The organism is Kitasatospora sp. NPDC114501 (assembly GCF_055633695.1).
In genome coordinates this window covers 108376-126692 of the sequence record NZ_JBVKDS010000014.1, presented here as the reverse complement: position 1 = coordinate 126692, position 18317 = coordinate 108376, and the positions used below count along the sequence as shown (strand labels likewise).

Sequence of the window (18317 nt, the reverse complement as noted above, 5' to 3'; positions counted from 1 at the left end):
TGCGAGGGCGGTGGGTCGGATGGGTGCCGGCGCCGTGCCTGGCCGTACGCGGTGGCGGCGTCCACTCCGGGGGCGTCACCGGCGACTGACCGGCCGTCGGGGCCCGTTGGGGGCCGTCGGCGGGTCAGTCCTCGTGCCGTTGGCCCGCGCGGCCGCTCCAGAGGGGTTCGAGGCGGGCCCAGTCGGCGGTCCAGGCGGACTCGGCGCGGCGGTCGAGGGCGTGGAGGCGCAGGCGGAGGGCCAGGGCGACCAGGGCCAGGAGGGCGAGCAGGGCGCCGGCGCCCGAGCAGGCGGCGGAGACGGCCAGGGCCACCCGGTCGGCCGGGGGAGCGGAGGCGGCGCCGGACGGGTCGATCCAGACCGGGGCGCGGCCGCCGACGGCGGCGGAGCGCGGGGCCTGGACGGTGCCGTGGCGCTCGGTGCCGTCGGGGGCGGTCCAGGCGGCGTCGACGTCGATCCGGTTGCTGTAGCCACCGGCGGAGCGGCTGCCGGTGGCGGTGGTGTCGTGGCCCGGGACGGCGCGGACCACGGCGTCGACCTGGCGCAGCCGCCCGCGGTCGATGTCGGCCTGGTGCGCGGTGGAGCGGTAGAGGAGCAGGGCGCCGCCCGCGGACAGCGCGAGGGCGAGCACCGCGCCGAGCACGGCGGACAGCCAGGCGCGGGCCCGGGAGCGGTCGACGGGGCGGACGAGCGGCTCGTGCCGGGCGCCGAGGGCCCGCCGCAGCCGCCGGCCGGTGCGCCGCGGGGGCGGTCCGGTCCGGGCCGGACGGGGCGTGCTGGACACGGTGAGGGCTCCTCAGGGACGCGGGGAGACACGGCGGTTCCGCCCCAATGTCCACCCGGCGGCCCCCCGCGCACAAGAGTCGTGCGCGCCCGTAGCACCGCCGGGCCGCTCGGCAGCACCGCCGGGGCCGCTCGGCCCCGCAGCCGGGACGTTCGGCCCTCGGAATCCCCGCCCGCTCCGGGCAGGCTGGGGCAGTGGCGGCGCTCCCTGTGCCTGGGCGCGGCCGTGGTCCGGTCGACCGTGGGGGCGCCGGGCCGACGTCCGGGGCAGGGAGTGGTCGTGGGGTCACCCCCTGTCTGGGCCGGGCGTCCCGCTCCGGCCCGGTCCCGGCGGGGGACCGGCCTCCCGGACGGCGGCCGTCAGCCCCCTGCCTTCAGCCTTCAGCCCTCAGCGGGCGACGGGGTAGCCGTGCGTCCCGTCCGCCCGCACCACGTCCAGCCCCGGCAGCCAGCTGCCGAGCACCAGCGCGGACGGGTAGAACATCGGCTCCGGCAGCGCGTCCACCGGGAAGCGCTCCCAGCCCGCGCAGGCGTGCGGCTCGGTGACCACGGCCTCGGCCAGGCTGGCCGGGGCCAGCACGGCGGCGGTCAGCCGGGGCCGGCCGAGCTCGTGGTCCAGGTGGACGGCGAGCACCCGCATCCCCTCGGCGGGCAGCACGATGCCGGTCTCCTCGGCGAGTTCGCGGGCCGCGGTCTGCTCGAAGGACTCGCCCGGGTCCACCTTGCCGCCGGGCAGGCTCCAGGTGGGCGGCTCGCCGGCGGTGATCCGGCGGCCGACCAGCACCCGGCCGTCCCCGGTGGGTACGACGATCCCGGCGCCGAGCAGCGGTGCGGTCGGTGCTGTGCTCAACTCGCCATCTCCTTCGGCTGGTTACCAGTTGGCGCGCTCGTAGTCCTTGAGGAAGCAGCCGTACAGGTCCTCGCCCGCCTCGCCGCGCACGATCGGGTCGTACACCCGGGCCGCGCCGTCGACCAGGTCGAGCGGGGCGTGGAAGCCCTCGTCGGCGAGCCGCATCTTGTCCGGGTGCGGGCGCTCGTCGGTGATCCAGCCGGTGTCGACGGCGGTCATCAGAATGCCGTCGGCCTCGAACATCTCCTGCGCGCTGGTGCGGGTGAGCATGTTCAGCGCGGCCTTGGCCATGTTGGTGTGCGGGTGGCCGGCGCCCTTGTAGCCGCGCGAGAACACGCCCTCCATCGCGGACACGTTGACCACGTACTTGCGGCGGGACGGGGAGGCGGCCATCGCCGGGCGGAGCCGGCTGATCAGGATGAACGGCGCGGTGGAGTTGCAGAGCTGGACCTCCAGCAGCTCGACCGGGCCGACCTCCGAGACGGTCTGCACCCAGCTGTTGGTGTCCGCGAGGTCGGGCACCAGGCCGCCGGCGTCGATCGCGGTGCCGGCCGCGATCCGGGCGGGCGTGGCGGAGCCGGTGACCAGGGCGAGCGAGGTGACGTCCTCGGCGGCGATCCGCTGCGCGTCGCCGCCCGACTGGTGGGGGAGGGCGGGCAGCTCGACGCCGCCGCTGCCGAAGCGGCCGATCGTGGTGGACTGCGGCAGCTCGCCGGCCGGCAGCGGCGCGGACTCGGCGTTGACCAGCTCGCGGTAGGACTCCGGCGGGCGGCGCACGGTCTGCGCGGCGTTGTTGATCAGGATGTCCAGCGGGCCGTCCGCGGCGACCTCGTCGGCCAGCGCCAGCACCTGGGCCGGGTCGCGCAGGTCGATGCCGACGATCTTGAGGCGGTGGATCCACTCGGCGCTGTCCGGCATCGCCTTGAAGCGGCGGATCGCGTCGTTGGGGAAGCGGGTGGTGATGGTGGTGTGGGCGCCGTCGCGCAGCAGCATCAGCGCGATGTACATCCCGATCTTGGCGCGGCCGCCGGTGAGCAGCGCGCGCTTGCCGGTGAGGTCGGCGCGGGCGTCCCGGCGGGACCGGTTCAGGACCGCGCACTTCTGGCACAGGTTGTGGTAGAAGGCGTCGACCTCGACGTACCGCTGCTTGCAGGTGTAGCAGGAGCGCGGGCGCTCCAGGATGCCGGCGATCTCGGTGGTGGTGACGGTGGTCAGGCCGAAGGCGCCGGCCGTCTCGTCGTCGATCCGGGTGGGCGCGCCGGTGGCGGTGCGGGCCGTGACCGCGCGGTCGTTGGCGGTCTTGCGGGCCCGGGTCTCCTGGCGGCGGCGCTGCTTGAGGGTCCGGAATATGCCGCCGACGGCCTTGCGGACGGTGATCGCGTCCGGGTGGTCGACGTGCAGCTCGTCGAGCTCGGCGAGCACCTCCAGGCAGAGCCTCAGCCGCTCGGGGTCGAGGCCGGGACCGTAGTCGATCTCCTCCTCGGTGTCCTCGATCAGGTCCTGCTCGATGTCCGTCTGCCCGATGCTCACGCCTGCTGCCGCTTTCCCGTTTCGCCACGCCCACACGCGTGAAGCCATGCCCGTTACCGCCTGAATGCTACGGGAGCGGCCCGTGGCGGGGCGAAAACCGGACGTCGGAGGGGGTCTTTGGACGTTCCTCCATGTCTACGCGCGGAGCATTGATCAGGGTTTGTGCACAGCCCCAGCAATGGTCCTGGAGCTGGCTTTCGCCCCGCCCTTCCCGGAGAATCGAACGCTGGGTGCCGGGCGCCCGAGTGCGCTCCGGCGGCATCGCCGCAACAGCACCCGAGGTGTATCCCCCAGCCAGAGAGCCCTTCTTCATGCGCTTCCTGAACGACCTCACGCCCTCGTACGACTTGACGTACGACGACGTCTTCATGGTCCCCAGCCGTTCCGCCGTGGGCTCCCGGCAGGGCGTCGACCTCTCCTCGAACGACGGCACCGGCACCACCATCCCGCTGGTCGTGGCCAACATGACCGCCATCGCCGGCCGCCGGATGGCGGAGACCGTCGCCCGCCGCGGCGGCCTGGTCGCCATCCCGCAGGACATCCCCACCGAGGTCATCGCCGAGGTCGTCTCCTGGGTCAAGCAGCGCCACCTGGTCTTCGACACCCCGATCACGCTCGAGCCGGGCGCCACCGTCGCCGAGGCGCTCTCGCTGCTGCCCAAGCGCGCGCACGGCGCCCTCGTGGTGGTCGAGGACGGCCGGCCGGTCGGCGTGGTCACCGAGTCCGACTGCCAGGGCGTGGACCGCTTCACCAGCCTGGCCGACATCATGTCCCGCGAGCTGCTGGTGCTGGACGAGGGCATCGACCCGCGGGCCGCGTTCGAGAAGCTCACCGAGGCGCACCGCAAGCTCGCCCCGGTCGTGGACGGCGAGGGCCGGCTGGTCGGCATCCTCACCCGCAAGGGCGCGCTGCGCGCCACCCTGTACACCCCGGCCGTGGACGCGGCCGGCAAGCTGCGGATCGCCGCCACCGTCGGCATCAACGGCGACGTCGCGGGCAAGGCGAAGGCGCTGATCGAGGCCGGTGCCGACGTGCTGGTGGTCGACACCGCGCACGGCCACCAGGAGTCCATGATCAGCGCGCTGCGCGCGGTGCGCGGTCTGGACCCGCGGATCCCGATCGTGGCGGGCAACGTGGTCTCCGCCGCCGGTGTCCGCGACCTGGTCGAGGCGGGCGCCGACATCCTCAAGGTCGGCGTCGGCCCCGGCGCCATGTGCACCACCCGGATGATGACCGGCGTCGGCCGGCCGCAGTTCTCCGCCGTCCTGGAGTGCGCCGCCGAGGCCCGCCGGCTCGGCAAGCACGTCTGGGCCGACGGCGGCGTGCGCCACCCGCGCGACGTCGCCATGGCGCTGGCCGCCGGCGCCTCCAACGTGATGATCGGCTCCTGGTTCGCCGGGACCTACGAGTCCCCGGGCGACCTCCAGACCTCCGCCGACGGCCGCCAGTACAAGGAGAGCTTCGGCATGGCCTCGGCCCGCGCGGTGAGCAACCGCACCGCCCAGGACTCCTCGTACGACCGGGCCCGCAAGGCGCTGTTCGAGGAGGGCATCTCGCACTCCCGGATGTTCCTGGACCCGACCCGCCCGGGCGTCGAGGACCTGATCGACTCGATCATCGCGGGCGTCCGCAGCTCCTGCACCTACGCGGGCGCCAGCAGCCTGGAGGAGTTCCACGAGAAGGCGATCGTGGGCATCCAGAGCGCGGCCGGCTACGCCGAGGGCAAGCCGCTGCACTCCAGCTGGGCCTGATCGCCGCCGGCGCCCGCCGCGCCGCCCGCGTCCGTACCGCCGGCCGTCCGGTTCCTCGCCTCGGGGAGCCGGGCGGCCGCGGCCGTTGCGGGAGCGTGCCGCCCGGTGACGGGGCGGTCGTCCGGGCCGTCGTCCGGGCGGCTCTCCGGGGAAGCGGCGGGCCCGTCGTCCGGCCCGGGTGGGAGCAGCGCTCCGAGCGGGAGCAGCAGGGCGCGGCCGAGCAGCCCGACCGAGGCGTCCAGTGCGGTGGTGAACGCCCGGGCCGCGTCCGGCAGGTGGCGCAGTTCCCACAGCGCCTCGGCGGCGCTCCAGGCGCCCTCCCGGGCGGCCGCGACCGACCAGACGCCGAGCAGGTGGGTGAGCGGCTCGGCGAGCTCCAGCAGGTCGGGCCCGGGCATCAGCTGCTCCCGGACGGCCGCCTCCACCTCCGCCAGCACGCGGTTGATCCGGCGGTAGTCCTCCTCGACGACGGCCGGCTCGCAGCGCCTTCGGCGGCAGGTGTCCAGGACGGCCAGCGGCAGGTCGTGCTGGATGTGGGCGGCCATCCCGGCCAGCGCGAACTGGAGCGGGTGCACCCCCGGGTGGGCGCGCAGCGCGAACAGCGGCCGCCAGCAGGCGGGCGGCTCCCGCCCGGCCGCGTCGGCGGCCACGGCCCGGAGGTAGCGCCGGGCGAACACCGTGTCCAGTTCGGCCACGGCCGGCGGGTCGGCGAAGTACCCGTCGCCCAGCCGGTCGCGGACGGCCTCCGTCACGGTGAGGTAGATCCGGTTGAAGACCGCCACCCCGTCGGCCGGGGGCAGTGCGGCCCCGATCCGCCGCAGCCGCCGGACCACCCGCTCGATCCCGGCCCCTTTCCGGGCCGCCTGCGCGGTCACCGCCGTCGTACGATCCACCGCCGTGTCGGGCATCCGCCACCCTCCGATGTCGATCGTGCACTGATCGCATCATCGTGACAGCGTGAGCGGGCGCCAGGCGGACGCAGCACGTCTGCGTCGAGCCGGTGTCGCGCGGCCAGGCCGTCCCCACCCGTGGCATGATCCGGCCAAGGCGTTGCCGGGCCTTTTCCGATCCCCCGCCTCCTGCCATGATCCGTGACCGTGATCAACCGACGAACCCTCATCACCGCGCTCGCCGCGGCCCCGGCACTCGGTACCCTCGGCGCCGTCGCGGGAAGCACCCCCGCGAGCGCCGCCGGAGACCTGTTCCCCTCCAACACGGCCCTCTACGCCAGCTCGACCGTGGTCGAGGGCGTGGACTACGGCCGCCGCTACCGCCGGCACCTGATCGACGACCAGAGCCTGCAGAGCCGCGGGCCGATCGTCCGGACCACCGTCATCGCCCCGCACGGCGGCGGCATCGAGGTCGGCACCTCCGAACTGTGCCTGGCCGTCGCCGGCTACCACCCCGCGGACCTCACCCCGACCCCGGCCGCTGGGCCGACGCACGACTTCTGGATGTTCGAGGGCCTGCGCTCCTCCGGCAACGGCGAGCTGCACGTCACCTCGACCCACTGCGACGACGGCGTGGCCCGCGCGATGTGCGCCGGCAGCCTCAACGTGCTGTCGCTGCACGGCTGCACCGCCGCCCAGGCGGGCCTGGAAACCGGTGCCCAGGCCGTGCTGGTCGGTGGCCTGAACCCCACCTTCCGCCAGCACCTGACGGAGGAGCTCGCGGCGGCGGGCGTCCGGGCCGTGACCGCCTCCGGCGAGGAGGAGATCGCGGGAATCTCCACGGAGAACATCTGCAACCGCAGCCTGCTCGGAATGGGCGCCCAGCTGGAGATGACCACCGAGCTGCGGACCGCGATGTTCGCCCCCGGCAAGAACACCCGCGCCGATCGGGCGACCAACACCCTGCCGCTGTTCTGGAGCTTCACGACCGCCGTCCGGACCGCGATCCAGCGGCTGGAGGCGTCCCAGCCCGTCCTCTGACGGACCCGGCGCCGGCTGCGCGCGCCGCGGCCGGCGTCAGCCCAGCTCGTACTCCAGCACGTAGGTGTGGGTGCCGGGCCCGTCGACGGCCGGCTGGAACTCCCCGGTGATCCCGGCCGGCTCGCCCGTGCCGGTGCCCGGCACCACGCGTATCGTCGTGCCGGTGGTGTCCCAGGCCGCGTGCCGGAGGACGAACGAGCCCCTGCGCCCGTCCAGTTCACCCGTGAAGTGCTCCACCGCGACGTACGAGGCCGGGCCGCCGTCGGGGCCCCCGACGGAGAGCATCCGCACCTCGCTCGCCCCGCTCAGCCCGCCCGTGAAGGTCTTGGCGATCCGGACCCGCCCGAAGGCCGCGCCCTCCCGCTCCTCCGTCTCCACCGGTTCGAACGCGGTGAGCTCGAACGACCCGTCGGCCCCGCTCCCCACGGCACCGTCCCCTCGTCGACGGTCGATCGTCGACCACCCGGCGGCCGGCTCCCCGTCGACCGCGGACCGAGCCTTGCACACACCACTGACAATCGAGTCCCAGCCGGCGGCCCGCGGCCCGGTCAGGGCTCCCAGCGGATCGCCAGCACCGCCGCGTCGTCGGCCAGCCCGGCGTCCCCGACCCAGCCGCCGACGTCCGTCAGCACGTCGTCCAGCAGGTCCGCCGGGGTGCCGCCGTGCAGGCCGGGCAGCCGCTCCGCGATCGGGTAGAACCGGCCCTCGGCGTCCCGGGCCTCCGACACCCCGTCGGTGTGCAGGAGCAGCACGTCGCCCGGCTCCGGATCGAACCGCCGGTCCTGGTACGAGTCGCCGGTGAGCCCGAGCAGCCCCAGTGGCGGCGCCGGGAACGGCGGCTCCAGCTCGCTCACCCGGCCCGCCCGGCGCAGCAGCGGCGGCGGGTGGCCGCAGTTCACCAGCCGCACCGGGCCCCGGTCCGGTGCCACGTCGAGCAGCAGCGCGGTGGCGAACCGGCCCTCGTCCGACTGCCGGGCGGCGAGCGACGCGTCCAGCCGCTCGGCGAGCCGCCCGGGGTCGGGCTCGGTCCGCGCGGCCTCCCGGAACACCCCGAGGACGTCCGCCGCCGTCTCCACGGCCGGGAGGCCGTGCCCCTGGACGTCCGCGAGCAGGATCCGCAGCCCGAAGCGGGTCTCCACCACGGCGTACAGGTCGCCGCCGATCCGGGCCTCGGCGGCCGCCGCCACGTACCGCACCGCCAGGCGCAGCGGCCCGATCCGCTCCGGCGGCGGCCGCAGCAGGGCCCGCTGGGCCGCCTCGGCGACCGTCCGGACCTGGAACAGCTCCCGCTCGCGGGCCGCCACCAGGACGACGCTGGCGGCGCTGGCCAGGGTCGAGGCCAGGACGGTGACCGGCACGCTGATCCGCACCGAGAGCGGCAGCTGCGCGTTGGCCGACTCCAGCATCCCGACGGCGAGCAGCGCCGCCGCGCCGACCAGCAGCGGCACCCGGGCCTGCCGGGTGGTCGCGCCGGCCAGCACCGGGGCCACCGCCAGCAGCGGGGCCAGGGTGGTTCCGGGGCCGATGGCCAGGGCGGCCACCACGGCGGCGACCAGCAGCAGGAGCGCGCCGTAGAGCAGCAACCGGGTCCGCCTCGGCAGGTGCAGCGGCGGCACCCCGTCCGGGCCGTCGGCGGTCACGCGTCCTCCAGTGCTGCCGGTCGGTCCGGCGGGTCGATCGGTCGGCGGGTCGGCGGGTCGGCGGGTCGGCGGCTCGGCCCGTCGGGAGGCCCGGCGGACGGTCGGAGGCCCCCGGCGGAGCGAGGGCCTCCGGTCCACTCTCCCTGCCCGGCCCCGGGTCAGCACCTCGGCGGCGGGTCGTGCGCCGGCGCGCACTACGCTGGCCGGGAGATGAGACGCAAGAGCCGCCGCCCGACCTCCCCCCTCCCGCAGCGCCACGGCGTGGACCCGGTGCACCTCCGGCTGCCGCTCGAAGGCCCCTGGCCGACGGTGCGGGACCACCTGGTGGACCGGCTGCCCGCCGTCCCGGCCGAGCGGATCGACGCGGCGCTGCGGGACGGCGAGATCGTCGGCGAGCACGGCCCGGTCGCCCCGGCGGAACCGTTCCGCCCCGGCGCGCACCTGTGGTTCTACCGGGACCTGCCGGAGGAGGTGCCCGTCCCGTTCGAGCTGGTCGTGCTGCACCGCGACGAGCACCTGGTGGTGGTCGACAAGCCGCACTTCCTGGCCACCACCCCGCGCGGCCGGCACGTCACCGAGACCGCGCTGTCCCGGCTGCGGCACAGCCTCGACCTGCCCGCGCTCAGTCCCGCGCACCGCCTGGACCGGCTCACCGCCGGCCTGGCCATGTTCGTCGTCCGTCCGGAGGACCGCGGCGCCTACCAGACGCTGTTCCGGGACCGCCTGGTCCGCAAGGAGTACCAGGCGGTCGCCGGGTACGACCCGGGGCTGAGCCTGCCGCGCACCGTGCGCAGCCACATCGTCAAGGAGCGCGGGGTGATCGCCGCGCGGGAGATCGACGCGCCGCCGAACAGCGAGAGCCGGATCGACCTGCTGGAGCGCCGCGACGGCCTGGCCCGCTACCGGCTGCGGCCGCTGAGCGGGCGCACCCACCAGCTGCGGCTGCACATGAGCGGCCTCGGGCTGCCGATCCTCGGGGACCCGGTCTACCCGGTGGTGCTGCCCGAACCGGCCCCGGACGACTTCCGCCGCCCGTTGCAGCTGCTCGCCTCGACGGTCGAGTTCACCGACCCGCTGTCCGGCCACGAGCGCCGCTTCGAGACCCGCCGCACGCTGGCCGCCTGGACCGACCCGCAGGGCTGGGCGGAGGGCGTCGGGAGCAGGTCCTAGGACGGGCCGTCGAACGATCTAGGGCCAACGTCCGGCCGGTCCCCGTCCCGGCGGCCGATCCGCCGCCGGGCCCGGCGGCGGGATGGTTGCGGCATGAACGCAGACACCGAAGCAGGCGACGCCGCCGCCCAGGACACCGCCCCCGTCGCGCTCGTCACCGGAGCCTCCCGCGGCCTCGGCCTGGCCCTCGCGCACGCCCTCGCCGCCGAGGGCTGGCACCTGGTGGTCACCGCCCGGGGCGCGGCCGAACTCGCCGCCGCCGCGGCCGACCTGGCCGCCGTCACCAGGGTCGTCGCCCTGGCCGGCTCCGTCGTCGACGACGACCACCGCGCCCACCTGGCGGAGGCCGCCGAGCGCCTCGGCGGCGCGAGCCTGCTGGTCAACAACGCCGGAACGCTCAACGGCGCGCCCGGCCCCGGCGGGGAGCCGCTGCCCCGGCTGGCCGACTTCCCGCTGCCGGACCTGCTGGAGACCTTCGAGGTCAACGTGCTCGCCCCGATCGCCCTCACCCAGCTCGTCCTGCCCCAGCTGCGCGCCCACGCCGGCGCCGTCCTCAACGTCAGCTCCGACGCCGCCGTGGTGCCGTACCACGGCTGGGGCGGCTACGGCGCCAGCAAGGCCGCCCTGGACCTCGCCAGCGGCGTACTCGCCCGGGAGGAGCCGCGGTTGCGGGTCTGGGCGGTGGACCCGGGCAGCATGCGCACCCGGATGCTCCAGGAGGCCAGCCCCGGCGAGGACATCTCCGGCGAGCCGCTGCCCGAGCAGGTGGCGCCGGTCCTGCTCGGCCTGCTCCGCGACCGCCGGCCCTCCGGGCGCTACCGCGCCGAGGACATGGCCGTCCCGGCCGCCGACCGGGGCGGGCGATGACGGCATCCACCGGCCCCGGTCTCACCGGACACCGCCTCACCGAGTCCCACCTCACCGGCCTCGGCCCCGTCGACACGGCACCCCCTGACACCGCACCCCCCGACCTCGAACCCCCCGACCTCGACGTCACCGTCCCACCCGAACTCTCCGCCCGTGCACCGGCGGAGGCGCGCGGCACGGCCCGGGACGGTGTCCGGATGCTGGTCGGCCGGCGTGCCACGGGCGTGGTCGAGCACCGCCGCTTCACCGACCTGCCCGAGGTGCTGCGCCCGGGGGATCTGCTGGTGGTCAACAACTCGGCCACCGTCCCCGCCGCATTGTCCGGGCGGCTGCCGGATGGCACCCCGGTCGCGCTGCACCTCTCCTCCGCCCAGCCGGACGGATCGGGCGCCCACCTGGTCGAGTTGCGCCGGGTGGTGCCGGGGCAGGCGGCGGTCCACTACCCGCCGGAGGAGTCCCCGGCCCGCCCGGGCCTGCGCGTCTCGCTGCCCGCGGCCGGCGCGGCGGTGCTGACCCGGCCCCTGACCGCCCGCCTCTGGTACGCCGAACTCGCCCTGCCAGAACCGCTGTTGCCGTACCTGGAGCGGCACGGACGGGCGATCCGGTACGGCTACGTGGACCGGGACTGGCCGATCGAGGCCTACCGGACGGTCTTCGCGACCGTTCCCGGCAGCAGCGAAATGCCCAGCGCGGCCCGTCCGTTCAGCCCCGAGGTGGTGGCCCGGCTGGCCGGCCGGGGGGTGCTCCTCGCGCCGGTCACCCTGCACACCGGGGTGGCCTCGCCCGAGGTCCACGAGACCCCGTACGCCGAGCGCTTCCACGTCCCGGCCGCCACCGCCCGGCTGGTCGGCCACGTCCGGGCCGGGGGCGGCCGGGTGATCGCGGTCGGCACCACCGTGGTCCGCGCCCTGGAGTCCTCCGCTGCCCCCGACGGCACCGTCCGGGAGGCCGACGGCTGGACGGAGTTGGTCGTCACCCCGGGACGCGGCGTGCGGGCCGTGGACGGCCTGCTCACCGGCTGGCACGAGCCCCGGGCCTCCCACCTGCTGATGCTCGCCGCCGTCGCGGGCCGTCCGCTGCTGGCGGCCTGCTACCGGGAGGCGGTGCGGCACCGCTACCTGTGGCACGAGTTCGGCGACGTCAACCTGCTGCTGCCGGACTGACCCGGCGCGACCTCGGGCGGCGGGCGGCCGGGGCCCGGCGCGGGCGCCGCTCAGGCCAGCAGGGTCCGCGCCACGTGGTCGGTGTCCAGGTACTCGCGGACGGCGGTGATCAGGCCGTCCGTCACCGTGAACACCCCCAGGCAGTGGTTCTCGTACGCGGCGCCGTTGGCGGCCGTGCCGACGGTGGTCCACTCGGCCACCGCCTGCGGGCCGTCGGCGAGCACGCGGGTGAGGGTGATGGCCGGCAGGCCGTCCGGGGCGAAGAGGGTGCCGACCTGGCCGAGGAAGTCGCCGAAGATCTCCTGCCTGCCCCGCCAGGTGCGGGAGAGCGCGAGGCTGCCCGGGTAGCTCCAGGTGGCGTCCTCGGCGAACAGGGCGATCGCGGCCTCGCGTTCGCCCGCCGCGATGAGGGTGACGTAGTCGGTGACGACGGTGCGGGCGTCGGGGTGCTGCACGATGGGCTCCTGGGGTCCGTCCGGGCGGGGCCGTCCCGCCGTGGCACCAGACAACCGCCGCGGCGGGCCGCCGGGCCAACAACCGCGGCGACGGACCGACAACCGTCCGTTGTTCACACAGGTGGCGAGGCGCCCGGCGGCAGTTCCAGCTCGAACCAGACCACCTTGCCGTCCTGGGTGCGACGGCTGCCCCAGCGGTGCGCGAGCTCGTTGACCAGGTGGATGCCCCGGCCGCCCTCGTCCTCGCCGCGGGCGCGGCGGATCCGCGGCACCTCGGGTTCCCGGTCGGCGACCTCGACGGTGAGCACCCGGTCGCAGTACAGCCGCAGCTGGGTGGGCGAACCCGCGTGCACCAGGGCGTTGGTGATCAGCTCGCTGGTGAGCAGCTCGGTCCAGTCGGCGAGCGCGCCGAGCCCCCAGGCGGCCAGCGTCTCGCGGGTGAAGCGGCGCGAGTGGGCGACCATCGCGCGGTCGCCGGTGAGCGGCAGCGTGGCGATCCGGTCCGTGCCCTGGGGGCGGACCTGCGCCATGATGACGGCGATGTCGTCCTCGCCGGTGGTCTCGGTGAGCCGGTTCAGCACGGCGTCGCAGGTCTGCTCCAGCGAGCCGCGCCGGTCGGCGACGGTCCGGCACAGCAACTGGAGCCCCTCGTCCAGGTCCTGGCCCCGGCGCTCGACCAGCCCGTCCGTGTAGAGCGTCAGGATGCCCTCCTCGGGGAGGGTGAACTCGGCGCTCTCGAAGGCGACTCCGCCGACGCCCAGCGGGATGCCGGACGGCAGCTCGACCAGGTGCGCCCGCCCCTCGGTGTCGGCGACCACCGGCGGCAGGTGCCCGGCGCTGGCCGCGGTGCAGCGGCGGTCCACCGGGTCGTACACCACGCAGACGCAGGTGGCGAACTGGCCCTCGCCGACCGTCGCGGTCGCCTCGTCCAGCCGGTACAGCACCCGTGCCGGGTCCAGCTCCAGGGTGATCAACGTCCTTGCGACCGTACGGAGTTGCCCCATGGTCGCGGCGGCCCGGATGCCGTGGCCCATCACGTCGCCGACGATCAGTGCGACCCGTCCGGAGGACAGCGGCACCACGTCGAACCAGTCGCCGCCGACCTCGCTGACCACGCTGCTGGGCAGGTAGCGGTAGGCCAGGTCCAGGCCGAGGGCGCGGTGCACCTCCTGGGGGAGCAGGCTGCGTTGGAGGGTGAGCGCGGTGTCCCGCTCCCGCCGGTAGAGCCGGCCGTTGTCGATCGCCAGCGCGGTGCGGGCGGCCAGCTCCTCGGCCAGTGAGCGGTCCGCCGGGCCGAACGGCGCCGGGTTGCGGGTGCGGACGAACTCCGCGCCGCCCAGCACGTGCCCGCGCGCCATCAGCGGCACCATCAGGTACGAGTGCACCCCCGCGTCCAGGCTCGGCTGCACCCGGTCGGGCGAGGCGACGATCCGGCGCAGCTCCTCCTCGGTCACGTCGGCGACCAGGATCGAGCGCCGGGTGCGCAGGCTCTGCGCGTACAGCCTGGCCGACTGCGAGGTCTCGCCCACCTGGTCGGCCGCCTCGTGCATGCGGCCGTCCGGGCCGCCCTCGCCGACCGCCACCGCCCGCATCAGCACCGGGCCCTCCGGCGGCACCGCCCCGGGCTCCTCGCCGCTGAGCACCGCCTCGCGCAGGTCCACGGTGACGAAGTCGGCGAAGCGCGGGATCACCACCTCCACCAACTCCCGGGCGGTGCGGTGCAGATCGAGCGTGGTGCCGATCCGGTTGCTGGCCTCGTTCAGCAGCGACAGCCGCTGCTGGGCGGCCCAGGCCTCGTCCAGCGCCCGCTGCCGGGCGGCGGCCGCGTCGCGCTCGCGGGTGAACAGCAGCGCGTTGTCGATCGAGACGGCGGCCCGCACCGCCAACTCCCCGGCCAGCGCCACGTCGTCGTCCTCGTACGGGCGCTCGACCAGGGTGCGGTAGAAGCCCGCCACGCCGACCGGGGTGCCGCGCGCGATCAGCGGCACCACCATGAACGACAGCACGTGCTGCTCCCGTACGGCGGCCTGGCGCACCGGGTCGTCGGCGAACCAGGCCATGCCCTCCTCGTCCATCCGCGGCACCAGCACCGGCTCGCGGTGCGCCAGGCTCCACGCGTACGGCGAACCGGGCAGGAAGCGGTGCACGTTGCCGGTGCGGGCGATCGGCGCCATGGTCGAGCCGCGCACCGAGTGGAAGGCCATCCGCCGCAGCAGCGCCGAGCCGTCCACCGGCGCGGTCGCCGCGCGCTCGCCGCGGACCAGTTCCTCCAACACCTCCACCACCACCGTGTCGGCCAGCCGGGGCGTCGCCACCTCGGCCAACTCCTGGGCGGTCTGGGCGAGATCGAGCGTGGTGCCGATCCGGGTGGAGGCCGCGTTGACCAGTGCCAGGCGCTCCTGCGCGGCCTTCGCCTCGCGCAGCGCCTGTTGCCGGGCCAGCACGGTCTGGTGCTGGCGCAGGTACAGCCGGGCGTTGTCGAGCGCGACGGCCGCCCGCGAGGCCAGCTCGTCACCGAGCGTGATGTCGGCCGCCGCGAAGGACTCCCGGGCACCGCGCCGCGAGTACACCACCATGCCGAGCGTCGTGCCGCGTGCCACCAGCGGGGTGATCCGCACCGAGCGCGGCCGGTCGCCGAGGTAGGCCTGGCGGCGGCTCTCGTTGATGCCCTCGCTCAGCATCGGCAGCTCCCAGGACGGCACCACCATCGTGCGCCCGCTGGTCAGCGCCCGGGTGTACGGGGAGTCCGGCGGCAGCTCGTACACGGCGTCCACCGGCAGTGCCTCGGCCGGGTAGAGCGAGTCGGTCGTGGAGATCGCGAGGCGGCGCACCAGCAGCGGGGCGTCCGGCGCGGGCGGCTCGACGTTCCGGCCGGCCACCAGCTCCTCCAGCCCGAACACCGCGCTGATGTCGGCGACCCTGGGCACCATCGCGTCGACCAGCTCCCGGGCGGTCTGCCGCAGGTCCAGCGTGGTGCCGATCGAGGCGGTCGCGTCGACCAGCAGGGACAGCCGCTCCTGGGCGCGGGCCGCCCGGGCGTCGGCGTGGAACCGCTCGGTGATGTCGATGACCGTGGCGCACACCCCGAGCACCCGGCCGCCGCGGTCCGTCAGCCGGAAGTAGGAGGTCGACCAGGCGTGGTCGTGGTTCGGGTCGCCCGGGGTGCGGCCGTGCGCGAGGTCGTCCACCACCGGTTCGCCGCTCTCCAGCACCCGGCGCATCACCGCCTCCTCCTCGGTGCTGTTGATCCTGGGCAGCACCTCGGTGAGCCGCCGGCCCAGCGGATCCCCGACGGCCAGGCCGTTCGCGTTCGCCAGCGCCTCGTTCAGCCGGACGAAGCGCAGGTCGGTGTCGAACACCGCCATGCCGACGGGGGACTGGGTGAAGAACCCGTCGAGGAGGGCCAGGTCCGCCTGGAGCCGGTGCAGCGTGGTCACCTCGGAGGCCACCGCCAGCACCATCGGGGCGTCGCCGGGGCCGCGGACCGGATGGGTGCGGAACTCCAGGTCCACCAGGTGCCCGTCCCGGTGCCGCACCGGGAACACCCCGGACCAGGGCCGGCCCGCCAGGATCTGCCGGAACAGCTGGAGCACCTCCGGCCGGCGTTCGTCCGTGGTCAGCAGCGACGCGGCCCGCGCGCCCAGCGCCTCCTGCGCGGGGTGTCCGAGCAACGCCTCCGCGTCACTGCTCCAGTGCAGGATCCGCCCGTCGGCGTCGATCAGCGCCGTGGCGATCGGCACCATCAGCAGGGCGTCCTGCCGGGGCTGCCCCGGGCGCTGCGCGTTGTCGTCCACCATGGCCAGAGAACCGTCCCAGAAAGCGTCCGGAGATCGTTCCCACCAGCCCTGCCATCTTCGCACGCACCCCCAGCCGGCGCAGCCGCCCCGCCCTGCCGGACGGGCCGCCCCGCCCCGCCCTGCCGGGTCGGGCCTCAGGGCGTGAAGCGCACCTCCGGGTTGGCGGCGCTCGGTCCTTCGAGCAGCGGTTGCCGGACGCCCTTGAGGTGGAGGTCGAAGAAGGCCCCGACGTACTGCCGGGTGAGGGCGGCGGCGCGCAGGCTCCCGATGGTGGTGGACGGGTCCTTGGGGATGCCGAGCCCGTCGATGAAGAGCGGGAGGTCGGTGAAGCTGCCGTGGTCGGAGCCGTCGAGGGTCAGCAGGCGCTTCCAGCCGTCCAGCCGGGCCCAGCTGGTGACCCAGGTCGGGTCCTCGCCGCCGCCGGGCAGCGGGTGGCCGAACATCATGTACGGCTTGCCCCTGAGGCCGGACTCGGGCACCAGGTAGTGCATGGTGCCGTCCAGGTTCGCCCCGGCGCGGATCCGGTCGTCGGTGAGCAGGGCCGGGACGGTGGAGGCGCCACCGATGGAGTGCCCGGCCATGCCGATCCGGGCGGGGTCGATCAGCCGGGCGTGGCGCCAGGCCGGGTGGGGGTGATCGGTCAGCCGGTCGATGACGAAGGAGACGTCCTTCGCCCGGCCCGCCTCCAGACGCGCCGCGGCCTCGGGGCCGTCGACCGCGCCGCACGCGGCGCAGGGGAGCGTCCGTCCGTCGGGGAAGGTGGTCCCGGTGTTCTCGTAGGTGTGGTCGACCACCGCGACGACGTAGCCGTGGCTGGTCAGGTCCTCGGCGAGGCCGCTGAGCGTGGCACGTGGCATGGTGAAGCCGGGGGACAGGACCACCAGCGGGTAGTGGCCGCCCCGCGGACGCGCCCCGGACTCCGCCCAGGTCCGGGTGCCGGACACCGCCTCGGTCGGGACGGTGTTGCCCGGCAGCTTCCCGTCCAGCAGCGCCCGGGCGGCGGCGGGCGTCATGTACGGGGCGGGGGTGCCCGTCCCCGCGTGCGCGGGGTAGTACATCGAGACCATCAGCTGACGCGGACCGGCGGCGGGCACCCACGGATCCGGACGGTCGCGGTCCACCAGGTGCAGGACCTCCTGCCCGACCGCGTACGGCCCGGTCGGCCGGGGGAGTTCGACCCGGGCGGCGGCCGGGGTGGCGGCCTGGGCGCTCGCGCCGCCCGGAGCGGCGAGGGCCGGTGCGGCAGTGGCGACGGACAGCGGGAGCGCGAGCAGCAGGGCTGCGGCGGCGGCGGTCGTGCGGAGTCGGCTCATGCCCGCGACCGTAGGCCGCGGGAAAGGGGACTGACGTCCACTCAGCGGCGTACTGATCCCTTCCGGAAGGGCTCGTGCCGCCCCCTAGGGGTCGGCCTCGGGCGCACACGCCGGGCGGCCGCCCGGCGGTGGTCACCCGACGGCGGCCGTCCGGAGGTCCTCCAGGAAGTCCGCGGCCGCACGGGCGTTGAGCACCGGGAAGGTGAGCGGGAGGCCGGCCGAGTGCGTCCGGATCTCCAACTCGCCGAGGGCGGACGCCCGGGCCGAGAGCACCTCCGTCCACCGGTGGGCCTCCGTCGCGGCGAGCGGGTGCGCCGGCCGGTGCACCAGCCCGCCGGCCGTCACCGTGAGCCGCCCCCGCCCGAAGCGGACGCTCCCCTCGGTGCGCAGCGTCTCGTGCAGGGCGGCCCGGAGCCCGGGGGAGAGGCGCTCCTCCAGCTCCCGGAACAGCCCGCCCAGCCCGCGCAGGTGCGCCAGCACCAGCGGCTCGTCCGCGCCCGCCCGCCATATTCGCCCCTGCTCGTGCTCCCCGCGCGGCCCGCCGGGGGAGTACTCGGTGGCCTCCACGGCGCTCCAGGGCAGCGGCTCCTCGCCGCCGTCGGCCGAGACCAGGACCAGCCCGCCCTCGTGGATCCGTACGGACCGCAGCCCGGGCGCCGACCGCAGCCGCTCGTACCCGCTCACCGCCACCACCGCGGCGGCCGCCAGCACGGGCGCGGGCCACCACCCGCCGAGCGTCAGGCAGACCGCCAGGGAGACGGCCACGCCGCAGAAGTGCAACCACACCCGCGCCGGCCAGGACAGCGGCCGGTACCGCCGGTACGCCCGCACCACCGCGCCGAGCCGGCCGTCCGGGCGGGCCGAACCCGCCGGGCCGGCAGAACCGGCCGACCGCACCCGTGTCGGCGACCACGTCACCGCCATGTCGGCCCCCTTCCACTCGGCGGACTTCCCCATCGGAAACCGCGACCGCCGGATCCCAGCATCGTCTGCTCGTCGCTCCCGGCGGCAGTGCCAATCGGCACTATTTGGCCCGAAACGCCCTCGCCATCATCGCGCCCCGGCCG

Annotated in this window: 15 protein-coding genes; 5 read left to right on the top strand and 10 right to left on the bottom strand. The window is 75.5% G+C overall.

Annotated elements, in window-relative coordinates:
* Positions 1-124: 124 nt before the first annotated feature.
* From ACZ7RU_RS25570 to ACZ7RU_RS25560, 3 genes are all read right to left on the bottom strand, one after another.
* Positions 125-784, bottom strand: coding sequence for an Rv1733c family protein (locus ACZ7RU_RS25570; RefSeq protein ID WP_470343292.1), 660 nt, complete (start codon positions 782-784; stop codon positions 125-127).
* A 387-nt stretch (positions 785-1171) separates the two neighbouring features.
* Positions 1172-1633, bottom strand: coding sequence for a nucleotide triphosphate diphosphatase NUDT15 (locus ACZ7RU_RS25565; protein WP_470343291.1), 462 nt, complete (start codon positions 1631-1633; stop codon positions 1172-1174).
* 21 nt (positions 1634-1654) lie between these two features.
* Entirely contained in the window at positions 1655-3157 is a 1503-nt protein-coding gene (locus ACZ7RU_RS25560; RefSeq protein WP_470343419.1) for an SDR family NAD(P)-dependent oxidoreductase, read from the bottom strand.
* Positions 3158-3474: 317 nt separating this feature from the next.
* On the opposite strand from ACZ7RU_RS25560, the gene ACZ7RU_RS25555 reads away from it, so the two are divergent.
* The gene (locus ACZ7RU_RS25555) at positions 3475-4914 is read left to right on the top strand and encodes a GuaB1 family IMP dehydrogenase-related protein (protein WP_470343290.1); all 1440 of its coding nucleotides are present in this window, start codon (positions 3475-3477) and stop codon (positions 4912-4914) included.
* On the opposite strand, the gene ACZ7RU_RS25550 is transcribed toward ACZ7RU_RS25555, so the two are convergent.
* Positions 4875-5822: a DUF5995 family protein gene (locus ACZ7RU_RS25550; protein WP_470343289.1), complete on the bottom strand. Its 948-nt coding sequence runs from the start codon at positions 5820-5822 to the stop codon at positions 4875-4877. The two genes, ACZ7RU_RS25555 and ACZ7RU_RS25550, sit on opposite strands and share 40 nt — an antisense overlap.
* A 183-nt stretch (positions 5823-6005) precedes the next feature.
* Here ACZ7RU_RS25550 and ACZ7RU_RS25545 point away from each other — a divergent pair, with 183 nt between their 5' ends.
* The gene (locus ACZ7RU_RS25545) at positions 6006-6845 is read left to right on the top strand and encodes a poly-gamma-glutamate hydrolase family protein (protein ID WP_470343288.1); all 840 of its coding nucleotides are present in this window, start codon (positions 6006-6008) and stop codon (positions 6843-6845) included.
* A gap of 36 nt (positions 6846-6881) precedes the next feature.
* On the opposite strand, the gene ACZ7RU_RS25540 is transcribed toward ACZ7RU_RS25545, so the two are convergent.
* On the bottom strand, positions 6882-7271 hold the full coding sequence (locus tag ACZ7RU_RS25540) for a DUF3224 domain-containing protein (protein WP_470343287.1): 390 nt from the start codon (positions 7269-7271) through the stop codon (positions 6882-6884).
* A 122-nt stretch (positions 7272-7393) separates the two neighbouring features.
* Complete coding sequence (locus ACZ7RU_RS25535) at positions 7394-8485, bottom strand: PP2C family protein-serine/threonine phosphatase (protein ID WP_470343286.1); 1092 nt, start codon at positions 8483-8485, stop codon at positions 7394-7396.
* A 210-nt stretch (positions 8486-8695) separates the two neighbouring features.
* On the opposite strand from ACZ7RU_RS25535, the gene ACZ7RU_RS25530 reads away from it, so the two are divergent.
* The 3 genes from ACZ7RU_RS25530 (at position 8696) to ACZ7RU_RS25520 (ending at position 11685) form a co-directional block, all read left to right on the top strand.
* On the top strand, positions 8696-9655 hold the full coding sequence (locus ACZ7RU_RS25530) for a pseudouridine synthase (protein ID WP_470343285.1): 960 nt from the start codon (positions 8696-8698) through the stop codon (positions 9653-9655).
* Positions 9656-9748: 93 nt separating this feature from the next.
* Positions 9749-10522, top strand: a complete 774-nt coding sequence (locus tag ACZ7RU_RS25525) for an SDR family oxidoreductase (protein ID WP_470343284.1) — start codon at positions 9749-9751, stop codon at positions 10520-10522.
* Positions 10519-11685 (top strand): S-adenosylmethionine:tRNA ribosyltransferase-isomerase, encoded by a 1167-nt coding sequence (locus ACZ7RU_RS25520; RefSeq protein WP_470343283.1) that lies wholly within the window; start codon positions 10519-10521, stop codon positions 11683-11685. Before ACZ7RU_RS25525 ends, ACZ7RU_RS25520 begins: the two co-directional genes overlap by 4 nt.
* Before the next feature lie 50 nt (positions 11686-11735).
* Here the strand turns inward: ACZ7RU_RS25520 and ACZ7RU_RS25515 are convergent, their stop codons facing one another.
* The 4 genes from ACZ7RU_RS25515 to ACZ7RU_RS25500 all read right to left on the bottom strand — a co-directional run bounded on the left by ACZ7RU_RS25515 (position 11736) and on the right by ACZ7RU_RS25500 (position 18174).
* Positions 11736-12140 (bottom strand): nuclear transport factor 2 family protein, encoded by a 405-nt coding sequence (locus tag ACZ7RU_RS25515; protein WP_470343282.1) that lies wholly within the window; start codon positions 12138-12140, stop codon positions 11736-11738.
* Between the two features lie 113 nt (positions 12141-12253).
* Positions 12254-15937 (bottom strand): SpoIIE family protein phosphatase, encoded by a 3684-nt coding sequence (locus ACZ7RU_RS25510; RefSeq protein ID WP_470343281.1) that lies wholly within the window; start codon positions 15935-15937, stop codon positions 12254-12256.
* A gap of 134 nt (positions 15938-16071) precedes the next feature.
* Complete coding sequence (locus tag ACZ7RU_RS25505; protein ID WP_470343280.1) at positions 16072-17250, bottom strand: alpha/beta hydrolase family protein; 1179 nt, start codon at positions 17248-17250, stop codon at positions 16072-16074.
* A 132-nt stretch (positions 17251-17382) separates the two neighbouring features.
* A complete protein-coding gene (locus tag ACZ7RU_RS25500) occupies positions 17383-18174 on the bottom strand; it encodes a hypothetical protein (protein WP_470343279.1) in 792 nt (263 codons plus the stop codon).
* Between the last annotated feature and the right edge of the window lie 143 nt (positions 18175-18317).